Raw genomic sequence first — 17351 nt, 5'->3', positions numbered from 1 at the left:
ACCGAACATTCAATTTTTACGATTATGAAAACAGGAAAAAAGATAATAATCACCAGTGTATTGCTGTTCATGTCTGGACTGGCATCTGCACAATATATACAAAAGGAAAACAGTCTGAATCAGGCAGGAGCTTTGAAGTTAGCAGAACAGGCCGGAATTGAAGCTCAAAAATCAGATAAAAAAGTATCCGTTGCGGTACTCAATTCATCCGGCGTAACATTGTTACTGTTAAAAGGAGATCATGTAGGACCGCACAATACAGAAGCCTCCAGACGGAAAGCGTACACCTCACTGTCGACAAAAACGGCAAGTCTGGACCTGATGAAAAATGCAGCCGGTAGTGAAAGTGCGAAAAACCTCAATACACTTCCGGAATTATTATTGTTAGGGGGCGGCGTACCGGTATGGAACGATGGTGAACTCGTTGGAAGTTTAGGAGTTTCCGGCGGCGGAAGCGGAGAAAATGATCACCGTATTGCAACGGAAGCAGTAGAGAAATTAGGATTTAAAACAAATAAATAAATAAAGATGAAAGCAAGAAATTTTTTAACCGTACTTATGCTTGCACTTGCAAGTTTCAGCTTTGCCCAGGAGGCAAAATTCCAGTTATCAAGTCACATCTTAGACATTACGAAAGGCGAGCCTGCTCCAGGTGTGAAAATAAGTCTGTCTAAACAGGATAAAGCTGGCAAATGGACCGCCGTTGATGAAAAAATAACGGATCAAAACGGCAGGATTACCGATTTTTTAAAGGTAACGAAAGGAGTCGATAATGAAGGTATTTATAAGTTGACCTATTTTGTGGCCCCTTATTTTAAAAAAATGAAGCAAGACTCTTTTTACCCTTTCATAGAAGTGGTATTTGAAATTAAAGGAGAAAGCCATTTCCATGTTCCGATTACGCTGTCTGCTTACGGATATTCCACCTACAGAGGTAATTAAAATTTAAAAAAAGACAGTTTTCAAAACCCTGATTAAGTTGGGGTTTTGTTTTTAAATAGTGGTACGTCAATGCGGTCAGATATGATTGTGTTTTGCGTTATCGCGTTAAAAATTTTTAGTATAATTAAAGAAAGAATCTGTATAAAAAGGAGATCGTTTTTTGACTTTTAAAACAAATTTAAACTGACTCTTCCTCTTTTAGGAACCGATTTATTGCATGAAGAAACACAAAGCCGCCCGGTTTTTAATGACATCAACTGTTCTGTTTGTTCAGGTGGTATTTTTATTAATGATTATTAAAGAGCAGTACGAAACCAATCATTTTGCGACCATCATTTCTGTACTGTTCATCACCTTAATGCTGATCTCTGGATATAAATACTTGGATCTGCATCATGAAGAATATGTTTACGAAAATATTTCTGTGGCGATATGGGTACCGGTTGGAGCCTCGGCTTGCTATCTGCTTAATACTTCCACCGATCTTGGAAGCGTCTTGTCAGTTGGGATTACGGGCGCATTTGCCTCCTTTTTTCCGTCCATCGATAAAAAATCAGAGTACTATAACAACGTGCCGGCCGCTATTTATTGTGGCGCATTCATCGGAATGTCGGCCTTGAAAATCGCACCCTCCATTGGTTTTGTTATTGCTGCCGGAATTTTAGCCGGTCTCTTTTTGATGCTGGCAAAAAATCTGTTCGTCGGCATTGGTGGAAAATTGGGCAGTATCGCATTCGGCAGTATGGTGATTGTCACCCTTATACATTGGTTATTATGAATGATTTTATGATAACAGCCGTTGCCGGAACTGTAGGTTCAACGCTTACTTTCTATGTCAGCGAACATTATAAACAGGGTCCGGTTCGGTCTTCGGCTTTAGTTTCGGTTGCGGCAGGGCTGTTTTTCTACTGTTTTCCGCACGCACTGAATTCTTATCTCACCAAAAATATTCCGCTTATCCTGATGGGAACTTCGTTTATTGGAATGGTTTCCCCTAAATACTATGGAAGCTATTTTCGGTTAGCTGCTGCCGGAATGCTGTTCAGCATCATTTACAGTAAAAAAAGTCTTTTCTTTGAAGGCTTTGGCGGCGCTCTTGGTGCCCTGGCTTTTATTTCGCTTTTAACCGTCATCAGTACGTTCAATTTAATTTCAAGAAAATTTAAAGTAAGCAGGGTGTATGTGAGAGCCAGAAGAAGATTTTTGAATAACAGAAATTAGTCCGTCTGCAAATGGATTATTTATTTTTTTGCCCGCCTGTGGATTACCACTTTCGTTGAACAGTTGTTTTCTGGAGAACGTTTATTCTTACAACATTGTATTTGATCATTTTTAAATTAAAGGAACAGCGACTTTGTTCACCTTTAATGTTTGGGCAGGGAAGCATTTCATGATTCCTCTTTAGGTTTAAATAGTATCAGCCATCATCATTTGTTTATTTATAAAAATGAACGTTCATTCTTTTTTTTATATCTTTGCAGCGTAAAACATAAATCAAGTACAATGAGAGTGATTTTTTGGGTGATCGCAAGTATCCTTTTAGCATTTTTAATGATGGCGGCCGGAGTTCAGCACTTGTGGAATCCCGGTTTTTATCTTCCGTTTGTCCCGTCATTTTTACCGTTTCCACTGGCAATTGTTTATTTGTCGGGAATTGTAGAATTACTTTTAGGCATCGTTACCTTATTTTTAAATCAAAAATATACCCAATATGGTTTGTTCGGTATTTTTGTGTTAATGGTGATTTTCCTGCCACTCCATATTGCGGATGCTTTCAAAGCGCAGCCCGTCATCGGAAGTCCTGAGCTGGCCTATTTCAGACTGGTTATTCAATTGATATTGATTTGGCTTTCCTGGAGATCATATAAATTTACCTCGCTTGTAAAATAAAGAAGAATGGCTAAAAAAGAAAAAATAACAGACAAAAAAAATGCGTTGCTCAATGCGACACTTACTTTGGTCAACAACCATGGTTTTCATAATACGCCGATGTCTAAGATCGCTAAAATGGCAGGGGTGTCACCGGCGACCATTTATCTGTATTTCCAACATAAGCAGGATTTGATCAATACGCTTTACTTAGAAGTGAAGGAGTCTTTCAGCGCCTGTGCTTTCGAAGGGTACAGTGAAGAGATGTCTGTGAAAACCGGTTTTGAACTTATTTGGGTTAATATCGCCAACTACAAATTAAATCAGATAAAAGAAGCCAACTTTTTATCCCAGTGCGACAACAGCCCGATGATTGATGAAGCCATTAGAATAGAAGGATTAAAGAATCTGCAACCGTTACTCGATTTATGGGAAAGAGGTAAAAAAGAAGGTGTTATAAAACCACTTTCGGACTATATTTTGTATGCTTATACCATCTATCCTCTGTCTTTTTTACTGGAAATGCAGGAAAGGGAAATCTTTACCTTAGATGAAAAAGTGAAAAAAGAAACGTTTCAGTTGGCATGGGATGCGATAAAAATTTGATTTTTCTTTTAATGTATATCTATAATTAGTAATACAGATATGTTTCTTCTGTCCTTTGTCAAGTTTTACACCTTTGCGTCCTCAAAAAAGTAAGAAAAACAGCCTGTTTGTAAATGAAATCTTTGCGACTTTGCATTCATTAAAGACGGATATAAATATTTAATATGTATATCCGTAATTAGTAATAATTGTAAAGTCTTTGCGAACTTTGCTAAGTGAAACGCCTTTGCGAACTTAAAAAAGATTGTAAACATGGTATTTGTAAATAAAATCTTTGCGAACCTTTGCGTTAAAAAATTACATTATGATTAAAAACGGATATACATAATATTTAATTTTAAAAACCTTCATTAATGAGGGGCCTGTTTAAATTTGCTTACAAAAAAGATATTTTCTTTTTCACCGACCCTAAAGAGTGGAAAATTTCTTAAAATTTATTTCATAAGAAATGGATATCCGAAATGAGTCATCAGAAAGTAAGCTCAAAGCCAGAGCGTATCCTGTATTCAGCAATATCAAAAAAACACAGAAAAAAAGTCATTTATTTTTAATAAAAACCTTTTAAGATGAATAAAACAATAACACTGAACAGCCGACCGGTTGGAAAACCCCAACTGTCAGATTTTAAATTTGTAGATGAAGAAATGCCGGTAATAAAAGAAGGCGAAATTCTTCTGAAAACAAAATTCGTTTCTGTAGATCCTTATTTGCGGGGACGAATGAGCGATGCGCCATCTTATGTGCCGCCTTTTGAACTTCAAAAAGTGATGAATTCCGGCGTTGTCGCGAAAGTAGTGGAATCTAAGAATGAAAAGTATAAAGCCGGAGAATTTGTTACAGGAGCTTTGGACTGGAAAGAATTTCAAACATCAACAGGAAATAATGTTTTAAAAGTAGATGCTCAGACTGCACCACTTTCTAATTATTTAGGGGTTTTGGGAATGACGGGATTAACCGCTTATTTCGGCCTTACAGAAATAGGAAAACCCAAAGCCGGAGAAACCATCGTGGTTTCCGGAGCTGCCGGAGCCGTGGGAAGTGTCGTGGGACAAATCGCAAAAATACTGGGCTGCCGTGTGATCGGCATCGCCGGAACCGATGAAAAAGCAGCCTTGCTGAAATCTGAATTCGGTTTTGATGAAGCCATTAATTACCATACCACAAAGGACATGACCAAAGCCATTGCAGAAGTTTGTCCCAATGGTGTTGATATTTATTATGACAATGTCAGCGGCGCGGTTTCAGACAGTGTACATGCCAATATCAATCGACTGGGAAGAATTATTGTATGCGGCGCGATTTCCGCCTACAACGGTACTTCTGTTCCGCAGGGACCGCGCGTGGAACCTTTCCTCATCCGCAAAAGTGCTTTGATGCAGGGATTCATCGTGAGCAATTATGCGGAGAAATTCCCCGAAGGAATGAAACATCTGTCTCAATGGTTGTCTGAAGGAAAACTGCATGCGGCCGAAACCGTCGTGGAAGGTTTTGAAAATATTCCGCAGGCTTTTATCGGCCTTTTTGAAGGCAGGAATAAAGGGAAAATGATCGTAAAAATATAAACAGGAAAAATAAAAATATGAACAATTTTAAATACAGAAATCCAACAAAAATATTGTTTGGTAAAGGTCAGATCGAAAATCTTCCGGCAGAAATTCCGGTAAACGCAAAAGTATTGATGCTCTACGGTGGCGGAAGTATTAAGAAAAACGGAATCTATGATCAGGTAAAAAAAGCACTTTCAGGTTATGAAGTCGTAGAATTCGGTGGAATTCCTGCCAATCCGGAATACAGCGTTTTACTGGACGCACTGAAAGTCATTAAAGAAGAAAAAATCACCTATCTTTTGGCTGTGGGTGGCGGTTCTGTAATCGACGGTACCAAATTTTTATCAGCCGCAGCTTTATACCAAGGCGAAACTCCCTGGGATTTGTTGACCAATAAAAAACCGGTGACCGAAGGATTGCCTTTTGGAACGGTATTGACACTTCCTGCAACCGGATCTGAAATGAATTCCGGGTCTGTAATTACCAGAGCAGAAACACAGGAAAAATTAGCATTTGGCGGACCGGGACTTTTCCCGATCTTCTCCGTTCTTGATCCGGAAGTGATTAAATCCATTCCGCAACGTCAGCTGGCAAACGGAATTGCAGACGCGTTTACCCACGTGATGGAACAGTATATGACTTATCCGATTGGTGCTTTATTACAGGATCGTTTTGCAGAAAGTATCATGCAGACTTTAATTGAAGTGGCTCCGGCTATTATGAAAGATCCTTCGGATTATCAGGCCGCGTGCAATTTTATGTGGAGCTGTACCATGGCTCTGAACGGATTAATTCAGCAGGGCGTTCCGGGAGACTGGGCCATTCACTCGATGGGCCATGAATTAACGGCGATGTATGGAATTGATCACGCCAGAACTTTGGCCATTTTAGCAGGAAATCATTACCGTTATAATTTCGAAACCAAGAAAGAAAAACTGGCGCAATATGCTGAGCGGGTCTGGAATATTACCGAAGGAACTTTAGAAGAAAAAGCCCACGCCGGAATTAACAAAACCGATGAATTCTTCAAATCTTTAGGAATCGATATTAAATTATCCGACTACACCAAAGACTATTCAGAAACCGGAAATATTGTTTCAAAACGTTTTACAGACCGCGGTTGGATGGGACTTGGAGAGCATAAATTACTTGCGCCCGCAGATGTTCAGAAAATTATCGAAATGAGCTATTAAAACTCACGCCTTTACCAATGTCTTTTTATTTTATTAAAGGAATTAGTGAATCGTCGATTTGCGCCTTTAAAAAAGCAACATAAACAGCTCCTTATTTGACAGGAACAGCATTAAAAATTAACTTAAAATGAATATCATGAAAATATTATTTGTCTTAACCTCCCACGATCAGTTGGGAAATACCCGTGAGAAAACCGGATTTTGGATCGAAGAATTCGCAAGTCCTTATTACTATCTGGTGGATAAAGGCGTTGATGTTATTTTAGCATCTCCAAATGGTGGTCAGCCACCCATCGATCCTACCAGTGACAAACCGGAAAATCAAACGGAAGCTACCATCAGATTTAAAGCGGATAAAGATTTGCAGGAAAAATTAAGCAAAACGCACAAACTATCTGAAGTCTCCGCAAAAGATTACGATGCCGTATTTTATCCCGGCGGTCACGGACCACTTTGGGATTTGGCAGAAAGTGCGGATTCGGCAAAACTGATCGAAAGTTTTTACAACAGCGGTAAACCGGTAGCTTTCGTCTGTCATGCTCCCGCAGCTTTGAAACATGTGAAAAACACTTCCGGTGAACCATTGGTAAAAGGTAAAAAAGTAACCGGTTTTACCAATTCCGAAGAAGCTTTGGTGCAATTGACTGATATCGTTCCTTTTTTGGTAGAAGATATGCTGAAACAAAACGGTGGGATCTACAGCAAAGCTGCCGATTTTGAAGCGCATGCTTTAGAAGACGGTTTGTTGATCACCGGCCAGAATCCGGCGTCTTCCGAAAAAGTAGCTGAGTTGTTGCTGAACAAACTTCAGAAATAAATCCGGAATCTTTTTAGATCAGAAATTATTGATAAAAAGTTCCAAAGTGAATTTTCGCTTTGGAACTTTTTTTTAAGAACTCTCAAGAACTGCTCTTGCCAATGGTGACTTAATTTGCCTAAAGACTTTCTCTGCTTTTTCCTAAATTCGTTTAATAATAAATTAAAATGGACGAAAATATTCTCGGTTTGGCCGCAGGTATCATTACCTCAGTAGCCATGTTGCCACAACTGATCAAAGTTTTAAAGGAAAAAGATGTAGAAGATTTATCTTTATTAATGATGCTCTTCTTAATTACCGGACTGTCACTGTGGGTTTGGTATGGTTTTCTCAAAGACGAACTTCCCATTATTCTGTCCAATGCTTTTGCCGTTGTGGTGAATATCATTCTGCTGATTTCCTATTTTATATACCGTAAAAAGTAAGTGATAATGAATAATGTCATCCACAGCAATTATAAAGGTTTGGCAAACTTTTTTCTGTGAAGAGAATAATTAAAAATGATTCTTATGGCAACTGACAATAATTTATTTGAAAAATTTTCAAATGCTGCAACTACTTTCACCGGAAGTTCTTACGCGTTTTTAGGTGCTTTGGCGATTGTGATTATCTGGGCGGTAAGTGGTCCCATTTTTCAGTTTTCGGAAACCTGGCAATTGATTATCAATACCGGAACTACGATTATCACTTTCCTGATGGTTTTCTTAATTCAAAAAGCCCAGAATAAGGACTCAAAAGCAATCCAAATCAAACTCAATGAATTAATCGCAGCCAGCAAATCTGCGAGTAACAGAATTGTGGATATTGAGAATTTAACCGAAAAAGAATTGGATCAGATTCACAAATATTACGAAAAATTATCGGAGGAAGCAGAGCAAGATGCCAATCTAAACGGTTCGCACTCTATCGATGCTGCGTCCAGAAATCAGGAAGAGAAGGCCGAATATTTTAAAGGGATAAATAAAAAAGAAGAGGAATAATTCACCTCTTCTTTTATCAAATAAAAACGGGACCTCTTTAAAGTTTTATTGATGAAAAAGAGGTCACGCTATAGCATCTTTTTTTCAATCCGCGAAGATATTCCTTATTAAACATGCTGTTTTTCAAATGGATATTCCTGTTTTTATAAACGCTGTACGATTTTTCATTAGACGAACTGGGGTTTCAATTCTTTTGAAAAAACGTTTTTCAGATGTTCCCGGTAAGATTTCATGTCCCGTTCGATATTGGCATTTTTCTCTACATCATGAAAGTGGAAACTTTCCATTTTTTCTAAGGAAACAAAACGGTTCATTCTGTGGAAACCAAACAGCGGCCCGTCGTCAACACTTGTTTCATTAAAAAATTCTCCTGGAAGTGTGAAAGCAGTTTCCGGTGCGTTCCAACTGGTGGTCACCATGTATTTTCTGCCGCCAAGCATACCGCCTGTTCCGTAATTGATTTCGGGATTGTCGGCGTTTCTGCCGTCGCTTTTATAAATTCCTTTGGCGTGACCCGCGGTGAAAACTTCATCAATATATTTTTTAAAACCATTCGGCAGCTGAAACCACCAAATCGGAGTATGGTAAATAATAAAATCGGCCCAGACCCATTTTTCAACTTCCTTTTTTTTATCGTAATCTTCGCTCACATGGGTCACCTGTACTTCAATATTTCCAAATTCTTCTAACACTTTCAGCGTGTTTTCGGTAACCGTCTGATTGTATTTTCCACCCGAATGACCGAAATTTTGTCCACCATTGATGATGAGTACTTTTTTCATTTTTAAATTTTTTAAATTATTAATGCAAAATTACCTTCAATTTTACTATAATGAAAATAATATAAATCATATATTTGTATCATAATTGTAATAGTAAGTGATGGTTAATTTAGAATGGTATCGGACTTTTAAAGCGATTTATAAAGCGGGAACCCTTACCGGTGCGGCAGAGCATTTATTTATTTCGCAACCCGGGGTAAGTTTGCATTTAGGCTCTCTGGAAGCGTATGTCGGATATAAATTATTTGACCGCACGGGTCGGAAAATGATCCCGACAGAGCGCGGGAAAATCTTATTTAATGCGGTTTCCGATCCTTTAACAAAGTTGGCCGAGGTCGAGAAGAATTTTCAGAAATCTACCGAAAAACATACGCCCACCATAAGTGTGGGAATGTGTTTTGAAACTTTTCAGACCACTTTAGAGCAATATGTTTCAAGTTTGCCTTTCAATTTAATTATCAGTTTTGGAGATTATCCTGAAATGCTGGATCAGCTGGATAAAGGAATTTTAGATTTGATTATCACGCCAAAAAAAGGCGTATCTCCGAATATTGAACATGAAGCATTTTCTTCGGAACAGATTATTTTGGTCGGCGGAAAAGAGGTTGATACCAATAGTTTCAGGAATATTCTGAAAACAAAAGATAAGATACAAATCGAAGAATGGCTGAAACAGCAAAAATGGTACGGCACGACCGGCGATATGGAACATCTTTTTCAGTTCTGGATTCTGAATTTCGGACATAAACCTGACTTCCGGCCCAATTATATTGTTCCCAATTTAAACTCAATCATCCGCTGTTTAAAAGGTGGGACAGGACTGGCGGTAATCCCCAATTTCCTGTGCAAAAGCGAAATTGAAAACGGCGAGATCAAATTAGTTTGGGAAGGCGACAAAAAACTGGAAAACACCTTGTATTTCGGTTGCCGGAAGAAAACCAACCATCAATCTGAAATTGAACACCTCAAAAGTCTTTTCCGTAAAGTGATGGCGGGAATTTAAGTATCCGAAGTTGAACTTTGATATTCCGCTTTATAAAAGAAATTTTAAAAAAAATCAGTTATTAAGGTAATTCAAACAGGTTATCAAATGATCGACAAACAAGAAATGCAAAACTCCTTCAGTCGAAAGGAGTTTTTTTGGCAATAATTGTAATGAAGAAATAGCTATTTTAAGCCGTTATTTCTTCTTGATCAAATCAATCTCTTTCTTCAGACTCAAAAACATATCCTTCACCGTCATCATGTCCAAAGTTTCCGTTTCAAATTCTGCCGTGTTGATGCTGCAGGCATATTCCCAGATTTCCACCAACTCCGAAAGTTTGATTTCATAAGGTTTGTACAATGGATTATCCGAGCTCACGGTGATATTTCCGGCGGTTTTCTTTTCGAATCTTTTGTACACAACGCCTTCATTTTGGGTGATGAAAATATAGGTTTTGTTATTCCTTAAATCATTAATGTTTTCCACATATTTCCCCACGATAAAAGTTCCGTTTTTAAAAGGGGGCATTGAATCTCCAGTCGCCGGAAAAGCGCGGTATTTTCCGTTGCGCAAAAAAGGGAGGGAAATGGTCTGCAGTTTTTCAATATATCCGGGATCGCTGTAACCTTGGAGATAGCCCATCTGTGCTTTCTCCGGAATGATTTCTATTTTATTTTCGCCTTTTTCATCCACCATAATGGGGAGGATTATCCGGTTGTCGGGTAACTTCATCATCTTTTCTAAAGTATATTTCCGCACATCCAAACCCACCAGTAAATCAATGCTCACGCGGTAGTATTTTGAAATCTTTATGAGGATTTCAATCGGCGGTTCTGTTGCGCCATCTTCATATTTGGCGTACCGTCCGCGGGTGATCAAAAGATCATCGGCGACTTTTTGTTGCGAGTATTTTTGTTGAGCCCTCAAATACCGCATGTTATCTGATAAAATTGACATTGATACAAATTATAGCAACAAAGATACGGATTTTTGATATAAATCGTACTAATTTTGTACCCATGGAAAGAGCAATTGCACATATGGATCTGGACACTTTTTTTGTGTCCTGTGAAAGATTACAGGAACCGAAACTCAACGGGATTCCCGTCATTATCGGTGGTGGCGACCGTGGCGTGGTGGCATCCTGTTCTTATGAAGCACGGCATTTCGGCGTGCGTTCTGCCATGCCGATCAAGATGGCTTTGAGATTATGTCCGGAAGCCAAAGTCATCCGCGGCGATTACGAACGCTATTCTAAATTTTCCAAAGAAGTCACCGAAATTATTCAGGAGAAAGTGCCCGTTTTGGAAAAAGCCAGCATCGATGAATTTTACATGGACTTATCCGGCATGGACAAATTTTTCGGATGCTATCAATGGACGAAGGAAATTGCAGATTCCGTCACGAAAAATACGGGTTTACCGATAAGTTTTGCTTTATCCACCAACAAAACGGTTTCAAAAATCGGCACCGGAGAATCTAAACCGGTTGGAAGATTGGAAATTCCGGTGCAGAATATACAACCATTTCTAAATCCTTTATCGGTAAGGAAAATTCCGATGGTTGGCGACGTGACTTTTCAATTATTGTCGCGTGTCGGAATCAGAACCATTCAGACTTTGGCAGAAATGCCCGTTTTGGTTCTGCAGCAAATGATCGGCAAAAATGGGAACGAACTCTGGAAAAAAGCCAACGGAATAGATCTCACGCCGGTTGTTCCGTATTCGGAAAGAAAATCATTATCCAGTGAACATACTTTTACGAATGACACGATGGATATTTTCGAACTGAAAAGATTGATTTCACACATGGCAGAATCTCTGGCTTATCAGTTACGACAGGAAAAATGGCTGACTTCCACGGTTGTTTTAAAAATCCGCTACGCCAATTTCGATACGGAAACGAAACAGTGCAAGATTTCTTATACATCGATTGATCATACTTTAGCCAGAGTCGCTTTGGACTTATTTGAAAAATTGTACACGCGCCGGATGCGGTTACGTTTGGTCGGTTTGCGGTTTACCAATCTCGTGCACGGAACCTATCAGATGAATTTATTTGAAGACAGCGAAGAACTCATGAATCTCTACCAGGCCATGGACCGCATGAAAAACCGTTTTGGTAAAAATGCTTTGGGTAGAGCGTCGGGATTTGAACTGGTTTGTTGAAAATTTAAATAAGTCCGCAATCATTAATAAATTATTACCTAAACTGACTGAGAATGTTTCTTTATAACGAAACTTTAATTATCTTTGATTCGTCCAAAATATCTAGTGAATGAAAAATCTTTTTGAAATTTTATTTTTAGAGGAAGCCTTTAAGTTTTTAAGTGGACTTGAAAAAAAGCATTATGAAAAAATCCTTTATAATATCCGTAAGTCTCAAATAAATCACGATCCTGAACTTTTCAAAAAATTAACGGATGATATTTGGGAATTCAGAACACTTTATCAAGGTATCCAATACCGGCTTCTTGCATTTTGGGATAAAAATTCCTCCTCCGAAACACTGGTTATTTCAACCCATGGATTTATCAAAAAAAGAAGTAAAGTACCAGATAATGAAATTAAGAAAGCAATAAACGCAAGAATTAAATATTTTGCAGATCAACAAAACAAGAAATAATGAAAACATATACTTTAAATCAGGTTCAGGATCAATTGATAGGAGAAATTGGAACTCCTGAACGTAATCTATTTGAATATGAACTTCAAATGGATTTAATTGGTAAGGCAATAAAAGAAACCAGAAAAGAAAGAAATTTAACACAGGAAGAATTAGGGAAATTAGTTGGGGTACAAAAAGCGCAAATCTCCAGATTAGAAAGTAATGCCAATAATGCAACAATGGATACTTTATTAAAAGTTTTCACCGCTTTGAAAGCGAAAGTAACGCTACAGGTAGAACTGCCAAACTTGAATATCATCGTTGGAAAATAATAGAATCCATTTTAAAATTTTTATCAATATATAAGTTTCCGAATGAAATCTTGCTCCACTTAATTTCTTAATGTTAAATTTTTTTAACCACAAAAGTCACAAAAGTTTTCGTGAAAATTAAGTTATTCAAAAGAGCAAAAAAGGGGTGCGTATTTCACTTTTCGAAGGAAATCTTGCTCCACTTAATTTCTGAATGTTGAAGGTTTTTTAACCACAAAAGGAACAAAAGGTTTTATGAAAATTAAGTTATTCAAAAGAGCAAAAAAGGGGTGCGTGTTTCACTTTTCGAAGGAAATCTTGTTCCACTTAATTTCTGAATGTTGAAGATTTTTTAACCACAAAAGGAACAAAAGTTTCATGAAAATTAAGTTATTCAAAAGAGCAAAAAAGGGGTGCGTATTTCACTTTTAGAAGGAAATCTTGCTCCACTTAATTTCTGAATGTTGAAGATTTTTTAACCACAAAAGGAACAAAAGGTTTTATGAAAATTAAGTTATTCAAAAGAGCAAAAAAGGGGTGCGTGTTTCACTTTTGGAAGGAAATCTTGTTCCACTTAATTTCTGAATGTTGAAGATTTTTTAACCACAAAAGGCACAAAAATTTTTGTGAAAATTAAGTTATTCAAAAGAGCAAAAAAGGCATTTATCTATAATCTATCAATCTATAGTCTCTAAGTCTCTCATCTATCCGTCTCTCATCTATTATCTATTAACCCATGTTCCTCAATTCCCACACCTTTCACAGCCTTCGTTACGGCACTTTATCGGTTGAAGAACTGGTGAAGCAAGCCGCCGGTGCCGGTGCGAAAGAACTGGTTTTGACCGATATCAATACCGTCACCGCGATCTATGATTTTAAAAAAGAGTGTGAAAAATTCGGCATCAAACCGGTGGTGGGCGTAGAAATCAGAAAGGAAAACCAACTTCTTTATATGACCATTGCCAAAGATGAAACCGGAATTGCCGAGATCAACCGTTTATTGACGAACCACAATTGTGATGGCGCTGAACTTCCCCAGGTTTCTCCCGATTTTCAGAACGTATTTGTTATTTATCCTTTGCAAAATATTCCGGAAGTCTTAAAGGAAAACGAATTTATCGGCGTTCGTGCAGAAGAGCTGAATCTTTTAATCCGTGCGGAATGGAAAAGTTTTTTAGATAAAATGGTCATTTTACATCCGATCACTTTTAAAACGAAAAAAGAATTTAACCTGCACCGGATTTTACGGGCCATTGATCAGAATACATTGATTTCAAAATTGGCAGAAAACGATTTTTGTTCACCCAATGAAGTTTTTGAGCCTGTTTCAACTATTATAGAAAAATTCAAAAGATATCCGGAGATCATTCAAAATACGCAATTTATTTTACATCACTGCGAATTCAATTTTGATTTTAAAACACCGAAAAACAAGATTTACTTTACCGAAAATAAAGAAACCGATGCAGCACTTTTAAGAAAACTTGCCTACGAAGGTTTGGATGAAAGATATCCCGAAAGAACCCAGATTGTGATTGACCGCATTGAAAAAGAACTGAAAGTCGTTACCGAAATGAACTTCGCGGGCTACTTTCTTATTACTTTGGATATTGTGAAATACAGCATGAGTAGAGGTTTTCTGCATGTTGGAAGAGGCAGTGGTGCGAACAGCATCATCAGTTATTGCCTCGGAATTACAGAAATCTGTCCCATCGAACTCAATCTTTATTTTGAACGTTTTTTGAATCAACATCGGAATAATCCGCCGGATTTTGATATTGACTGGAGTTGGCGGGAACGGGACGAAATTCTGAAATATATTTTCGAGCGTTATGGAAAAGAGCACGTCGCTTTTTGTGGGACCAATGTTGAGTTTAAATACCGCTCTATTTTTCGGGAAGTCGGGAAAGCTTTTGGTTTGCCCAAAGAGGAACTCGATGTTTTGGCGAAAAATCCTATGGCCACTCACGATGACAATAAAGTCGTAAAACTCGTGCAGAAATACGGAATGTTGCTCGAAAAATTCCCGAATCAGCGCAGCATGCATTCCTGCGGAATTATCATTTCCCAGGAACCGCTCACGAATTATACCGCCTTGGAAATGCCGCCGAAAGGTTTCCCCATCGTGCAGTTCGATATGAATGTGGCGGAAGATATCGGATTTGAAAAGTTTGATATTCTTTCTCAGCGGGGATTGGGAACCATTAACGATACGCTGAAACTTGTCCATAAAAATCAGGGAGTTACGATTGATATTCACAACACGAAGTTTTTTAAAAATGATAAAAACTGCAATGATTATTTAAGCATCGGGAAAACCATCGGCTGTTTTTATATTGAAAGTCCTGCCATGCGCGGTTTATTGCGGCGTTTGAAGTGTGAAGATTACCCAACTTTGGTTGCCGCTTCGTCAATTATTCGTCCGGGTGTGGCGAAAAGCGGCATGATGAAGGAATATATTTTCCGGCATAATAATCCGACGCAGTTTGAGTATTTCCATGATGTTTTTAAAGAACAGTTGGGCGAAACCTACGGAATTATGGTTTATCAGGAAGATGTGATTAAAATTGCGCTGCATTTTGGCGGCGTTTCTGCAGATGATGGCGATGTGTTGCGGCGGGCGATGAGCGGAAAAAGCCGGTCCATTCAAAAATTGCAGGAAGTACGCGAACATTTTTTTGAATCGTGCGCTCAAAAAGGTCATCCGGAACAGTTATCCAAAGAAGTTTACCGGCAGATCGAATCCTTTGCGGGCTATTCTTTTTGCAAAGCGCATTCGGCTTCGTATGCCGTAGAAAGTTACCAAAGTCTTTATTTAAAGGTGTATTACCCGATTGAATTTATGGTTTCTGCGATCAATAACGGCGGTGGATTTTACCGGACTGAAGTGTACGTTCACGAATGCCGGATGTCCGGCGGAAAAATTCAAAATCCGTGTGTGAACCGGAGTTTGGTGGAAACAACAGTTTATAGCGAAGACGTTTTTTTAGGTTTCATGCATATCGAAAAACTCGAAAGTAAAACCGCTCATTTTATTCCGGAAGAAAGAGCGAAAAACGGTGATTACACTTCTTTGGAAAATTTCATCAAACGCGTTCCGGTCGGGATTGAAACGTTGCAGATTTTGATTTTTGTAGGCGCTTTTCGGTTTACAGGAAAACCAAAAAATGAACTGTTGATCGAAGCGCGTTTGCTCATGATTCATTTCAAACCCGAATACCGGTTGCCCGCTTTTTTTGAAACGCCGGTGCAGGAATATCAACTTCCCACTTTAAAAAGAAACCCTTTTGAAGATGCTTTTGATGAAATAGAAATTCTGGGTTTTTCTGTTTCCTGCAGTCCGTTTGATCTGTTGCAGACGAAATTTCGGGGCGAGGTGATGGCGAAAGATTTACCAAAATATCACAAACGGCAGGTGAGAATGCTGGCGTATCTCATTTCCCGGAAACACGTTCCCACGAAAAGAGGCACTATGTTTTTCGGCACCTGGATTGATGTGGAAGGGAATTTTTTCGACACCGCGCATTTCCCCGATAATTTGCAGAAATATCCTTTTCAGGGCGGCGGTTGTTATTTGTTGGCAGGAATGGTAGAAGTGGATTTTCATTTCCCGACCATTACGGTTTTCAAGATGGCGAAAATGCCTTTTATTCCCGACCCACGTTATGCCGAAGATCAGGAAAAAAGTTATGAAGTTCACAAAAAGATCAATGAAGATGTGAGCATGACCTGGAGAAAACCTTATCCTCAGGAAAGTGAGATCGGTTTGCCGCGGAATAAAATGGTGGTGGAGAAAAGATAAAGTCTAAATCAGAGCCCTATTTTTTGTACCATTAAATTAAGCAAAAAATCACTGTGCTTAAACAAGCTAAAAGATAATTTATAAATTTGGTAAAACTAAAGCAGTCCCTAAAATTTTTTCTATGAAATCCACACGAGACCTATTTAAAAACAATCCGGCATTACTTGAAGAGCCAGAAGTAGCTGAACTTTTGAAGTATTGTGATGAACTGGAAGATGAAATCATAGCATTCAAATTTCAGAAATCGAACAGTAAAGAATTGGCCATGATCGATATGCTGCAGGAAGTAATAAAAGGCTGCAATGACCTGGAAAAAGAGCAAATAGAACATGACCGTTTTGGGTATGAAGCACCGAAATATCAGGACGCTATTTTAAACCTAAAAACATATATTTTGGACCGTTGCAGAGAGGAGAAAATCTGGCTTTAATATTTTTTCAGATCAATATAAGTGCATTCAAACATCGTCAAAAAGCAACAGCCATCAATTCTTACTGAATGGTGAGGGTTATTTTTCGCCCAAGTCCAAGCTCGATTAATTTGTACAATGTTGAAAGCTGAATATCGCTATGTCCGTTTTCGATTCTTGAAATGAAACTCTTTTTAGCACCGATTTTGTCCGCAAGCTGTTGCCGGGTCATATTGGCTAATTTCCTTTCCTCTTTAATTAATTCTCCAATTGCAAAAGATTTTGCTTTAATTTCAAAGTTAGTTCTTCTGTACCTGTTTTGCCATGTCTTTTGTCAAGATGCCCGGCGAACGTTTTGATGTTTTTATTTTTTGTTTCCATTTTGATTTTCTTTTTGGTTGTGAAAACTAATTTACTAAATACACACCGTTAAAAAATGAAATTCTCTAAAAATAATAATCAAAATTTAATTTGTGCATTTATTTTTTCAAATTCCTTTTC

At 38.2% G+C, this 17351-nt stretch carries 21 protein-coding genes; 17 read left to right on the top strand and 4 right to left on the bottom strand.

Annotated features, from left to right (window positions below; all coding sequences use genetic code 11):
- Positions 1-24: 24 nt before the first annotated feature.
- From QGN23_RS04185 to QGN23_RS04135, 11 genes are all read left to right on the top strand, one after another.
- The gene (locus QGN23_RS04185; RefSeq protein WP_396127345.1) at positions 25-522 is read left to right on the top strand and encodes a heme-binding protein; all 498 of its coding nucleotides are present in this window, start codon (positions 25-27) and stop codon (positions 520-522) included.
- Positions 523-528: 6 nt separating this feature from the next.
- Positions 529-942, top strand: a complete 414-nt coding sequence (gene uraH / locus QGN23_RS04180) for a hydroxyisourate hydrolase (protein WP_133440674.1) — start codon at positions 529-531, stop codon at positions 940-942.
- Between the two features lie 217 nt (positions 943-1159).
- On the top strand, positions 1160-1720 hold the full coding sequence (locus tag QGN23_RS04175; protein WP_133440673.1) for a hypothetical protein: 561 nt from the start codon (positions 1160-1162) through the stop codon (positions 1718-1720).
- Positions 1717-2163: a hypothetical protein gene (locus QGN23_RS04170; RefSeq protein ID WP_133440672.1), complete on the top strand. Its 447-nt coding sequence runs from the start codon at positions 1717-1719 to the stop codon at positions 2161-2163. The genes QGN23_RS04175 and QGN23_RS04170 overlap by 4 nt, the downstream gene beginning before the upstream one ends.
- A gap of 282 nt (positions 2164-2445) precedes the next feature.
- Positions 2446-2832, top strand: a complete 387-nt coding sequence (locus tag QGN23_RS04165) for a DoxX family protein (RefSeq protein WP_133440671.1) — start codon at positions 2446-2448, stop codon at positions 2830-2832.
- A 6-nt stretch (positions 2833-2838) separates the two neighbouring features.
- Entirely contained in the window at positions 2839-3417 is a 579-nt protein-coding gene (locus tag QGN23_RS04160; protein ID WP_282905772.1) for a TetR/AcrR family transcriptional regulator, read from the top strand.
- Between the two features lie 566 nt (positions 3418-3983).
- The gene (locus QGN23_RS04155; protein WP_282905771.1) at positions 3984-4979 is read left to right on the top strand and encodes an NADP-dependent oxidoreductase; all 996 of its coding nucleotides are present in this window, start codon (positions 3984-3986) and stop codon (positions 4977-4979) included.
- 17 nt (positions 4980-4996) lie between these two features.
- Positions 4997-6157 (top strand): iron-containing alcohol dehydrogenase, encoded by a 1161-nt coding sequence (locus QGN23_RS04150; RefSeq protein WP_282905770.1) that lies wholly within the window; start codon positions 4997-4999, stop codon positions 6155-6157.
- A gap of 136 nt (positions 6158-6293) precedes the next feature.
- Complete coding sequence (locus tag QGN23_RS04145) at positions 6294-6974, top strand: type 1 glutamine amidotransferase domain-containing protein (protein ID WP_282905769.1); 681 nt, start codon at positions 6294-6296, stop codon at positions 6972-6974.
- A gap of 167 nt (positions 6975-7141) precedes the next feature.
- Positions 7142-7399 carry a SemiSWEET transporter gene (locus QGN23_RS04140; RefSeq protein WP_282905768.1) on the top strand — a complete coding sequence of 86 codons (258 nt, stop codon included), beginning with the start codon at positions 7142-7144 and terminating at the stop codon, positions 7397-7399.
- Between the two features lie 84 nt (positions 7400-7483).
- Positions 7484-7954, top strand: coding sequence for a low affinity iron permease family protein (locus tag QGN23_RS04135; protein WP_282905767.1), 471 nt, complete (start codon positions 7484-7486; stop codon positions 7952-7954).
- Positions 7955-8121: 167 nt separating this feature from the next.
- Here the strand turns inward: QGN23_RS04135 and QGN23_RS04130 are convergent, their stop codons facing one another.
- Positions 8122-8736: an NAD(P)H-dependent oxidoreductase gene (locus QGN23_RS04130; protein WP_282905766.1), complete on the bottom strand. Its 615-nt coding sequence runs from the start codon at positions 8734-8736 to the stop codon at positions 8122-8124.
- A 100-nt stretch (positions 8737-8836) separates the two neighbouring features.
- Here QGN23_RS04130 and QGN23_RS04125 point away from each other — a divergent pair, with 100 nt between their 5' ends.
- Positions 8837-9739 carry a LysR family transcriptional regulator gene (locus QGN23_RS04125; RefSeq protein WP_282905765.1) on the top strand — a complete coding sequence of 301 codons (903 nt, stop codon included), beginning with the start codon at positions 8837-8839 and terminating at the stop codon, positions 9737-9739.
- Positions 9740-9916: 177 nt separating this feature from the next.
- On the opposite strand, the gene QGN23_RS04120 is transcribed toward QGN23_RS04125, so the two are convergent.
- Positions 9917-10678 (bottom strand): XRE family transcriptional regulator, encoded by a 762-nt coding sequence (locus QGN23_RS04120; protein ID WP_282905764.1) that lies wholly within the window; start codon positions 10676-10678, stop codon positions 9917-9919.
- Positions 10679-10740: 62 nt separating this feature from the next.
- Between QGN23_RS04120 and dinB the strand changes: the two genes are divergently transcribed.
- The 5 genes from dinB (at position 10741) to QGN23_RS04095 (ending at position 16871) form a co-directional block, all read left to right on the top strand.
- A complete protein-coding gene (gene dinB, locus QGN23_RS04115) occupies positions 10741-11889 on the top strand; it encodes a DNA polymerase IV (RefSeq protein WP_282905763.1) in 1149 nt (382 codons plus the stop codon).
- 109 nt (positions 11890-11998) lie between these two features.
- The gene (locus QGN23_RS04110) at positions 11999-12346 is read left to right on the top strand and encodes a type II toxin-antitoxin system RelE/ParE family toxin (RefSeq protein ID WP_282905762.1); all 348 of its coding nucleotides are present in this window, start codon (positions 11999-12001) and stop codon (positions 12344-12346) included.
- Positions 12346-12660 carry a helix-turn-helix domain-containing protein gene (locus tag QGN23_RS04105; RefSeq protein ID WP_282905761.1) on the top strand — a complete coding sequence of 105 codons (315 nt, stop codon included), beginning with the start codon at positions 12346-12348 and terminating at the stop codon, positions 12658-12660. The genes QGN23_RS04110 and QGN23_RS04105 overlap by 1 nt, the downstream gene beginning before the upstream one ends.
- 715 nt (positions 12661-13375) lie before the next feature.
- A complete protein-coding gene (locus QGN23_RS04100; protein ID WP_282905760.1) occupies positions 13376-16441 on the top strand; it encodes a DNA polymerase III subunit alpha in 3066 nt (1021 codons plus the stop codon).
- Positions 16442-16562: 121 nt separating this feature from the next.
- Entirely contained in the window at positions 16563-16871 is a 309-nt protein-coding gene (locus tag QGN23_RS04095) for a hypothetical protein (protein WP_282905759.1), read from the top strand.
- Positions 16872-16932: 61 nt separating this feature from the next.
- On the opposite strand, the gene QGN23_RS04090 is transcribed toward QGN23_RS04095, so the two are convergent.
- Both QGN23_RS04090 and QGN23_RS04085 read right to left on the bottom strand, forming a co-directional pair.
- Positions 16933-17082, bottom strand: coding sequence for a helix-turn-helix domain-containing protein (locus tag QGN23_RS04090; protein WP_282905758.1), 150 nt, complete (start codon positions 17080-17082; stop codon positions 16933-16935).
- A 26-nt stretch (positions 17083-17108) separates the two neighbouring features.
- Positions 17109-17231: a hypothetical protein gene (locus QGN23_RS04085; RefSeq protein ID WP_282905757.1), complete on the bottom strand. Its 123-nt coding sequence runs from the start codon at positions 17229-17231 to the stop codon at positions 17109-17111.
- Between the last annotated feature and the right edge of the window lie 120 nt (positions 17232-17351).

The organism is Chryseobacterium gotjawalense (assembly GCF_030012525.1).
Taxonomy (GTDB): Bacteria; Bacteroidota; Bacteroidia; order Flavobacteriales; family Weeksellaceae; genus Kaistella; species Kaistella gotjawalense.
Note: the sequence above shows the minus strand (reverse complement) of the source record. Positions and strands in the feature narration are given on the sequence as shown.

Excerpts from the sequence above, each read along its gene's own strand:
- QGN23_RS04145 (WP_282905769.1), top strand. The coding sequence starts at position 6,294 with ATGAAAATATTATTTGTCTTAACCTCCCACGATCAGTTGGGAAATACC.
- dinB (WP_282905763.1), top strand. The coding sequence starts at position 10,741 with ATGGAAAGAGCAATTGCACATATGGATCTGGACACTTTTTTTGTGTCC.
- QGN23_RS04120 (WP_282905764.1), bottom strand. The coding sequence starts at position 10,678 with ATGTCAATTTTATCAGATAACATGCGGTATTTGAGGGCTCAACAAAAA.
- QGN23_RS04105 (WP_282905761.1), top strand. The coding sequence starts at position 12,346 with ATGAAAACATATACTTTAAATCAGGTTCAGGATCAATTGATAGGAGAA.
- QGN23_RS04155 (WP_282905771.1), top strand. The coding sequence starts at position 3,984 with ATGAATAAAACAATAACACTGAACAGCCGACCGGTTGGAAAACCCCAA.
- QGN23_RS04175 (WP_133440673.1), top strand. The coding sequence starts at position 1,160 with ATGAAGAAACACAAAGCCGCCCGGTTTTTAATGACATCAACTGTTCTG.
- QGN23_RS04085 (WP_282905757.1), bottom strand. The coding sequence starts at position 17,231 with ATGGAAACAAAAAATAAAAACATCAAAACGTTCGCCGGGCATCTTGAC.
- uraH (WP_133440674.1), top strand. The coding sequence starts at position 529 with ATGAAAGCAAGAAATTTTTTAACCGTACTTATGCTTGCACTTGCAAGT.
- QGN23_RS04185 (WP_396127345.1), top strand. The coding sequence starts at position 25 with ATGAAAACAGGAAAAAAGATAATAATCACCAGTGTATTGCTGTTCATG.
- QGN23_RS04160 (WP_282905772.1), top strand. The coding sequence starts at position 2,839 with ATGGCTAAAAAAGAAAAAATAACAGACAAAAAAAATGCGTTGCTCAAT.
- QGN23_RS04135 (WP_282905767.1), top strand. The coding sequence starts at position 7,484 with ATGGCAACTGACAATAATTTATTTGAAAAATTTTCAAATGCTGCAACT.
- QGN23_RS04150 (WP_282905770.1), top strand. The coding sequence starts at position 4,997 with ATGAACAATTTTAAATACAGAAATCCAACAAAAATATTGTTTGGTAAA.
- QGN23_RS04095 (WP_282905759.1), top strand. The coding sequence starts at position 16,563 with ATGAAATCCACACGAGACCTATTTAAAAACAATCCGGCATTACTTGAA.
- QGN23_RS04125 (WP_282905765.1), top strand. The coding sequence starts at position 8,837 with ATGGTTAATTTAGAATGGTATCGGACTTTTAAAGCGATTTATAAAGCG.
- QGN23_RS04170 (WP_133440672.1), top strand. The coding sequence starts at position 1,717 with ATGAATGATTTTATGATAACAGCCGTTGCCGGAACTGTAGGTTCAACG.
- QGN23_RS04165 (WP_133440671.1), top strand. The coding sequence starts at position 2,446 with ATGAGAGTGATTTTTTGGGTGATCGCAAGTATCCTTTTAGCATTTTTA.
- QGN23_RS04140 (WP_282905768.1), top strand. The coding sequence starts at position 7,142 with ATGGACGAAAATATTCTCGGTTTGGCCGCAGGTATCATTACCTCAGTA.
- QGN23_RS04090 (WP_282905758.1), bottom strand. The coding sequence starts at position 17,082 with ATGACCCGGCAACAGCTTGCGGACAAAATCGGTGCTAAAAAGAGTTTC.
- QGN23_RS04130 (WP_282905766.1), bottom strand. The coding sequence starts at position 8,736 with ATGAAAAAAGTACTCATCATCAATGGTGGACAAAATTTCGGTCATTCG.
- QGN23_RS04100 (WP_282905760.1), top strand. The coding sequence starts at position 13,376 with ATGTTCCTCAATTCCCACACCTTTCACAGCCTTCGTTACGGCACTTTA.
- QGN23_RS04110 (WP_282905762.1), top strand. The coding sequence starts at position 11,999 with ATGAAAAATCTTTTTGAAATTTTATTTTTAGAGGAAGCCTTTAAGTTT.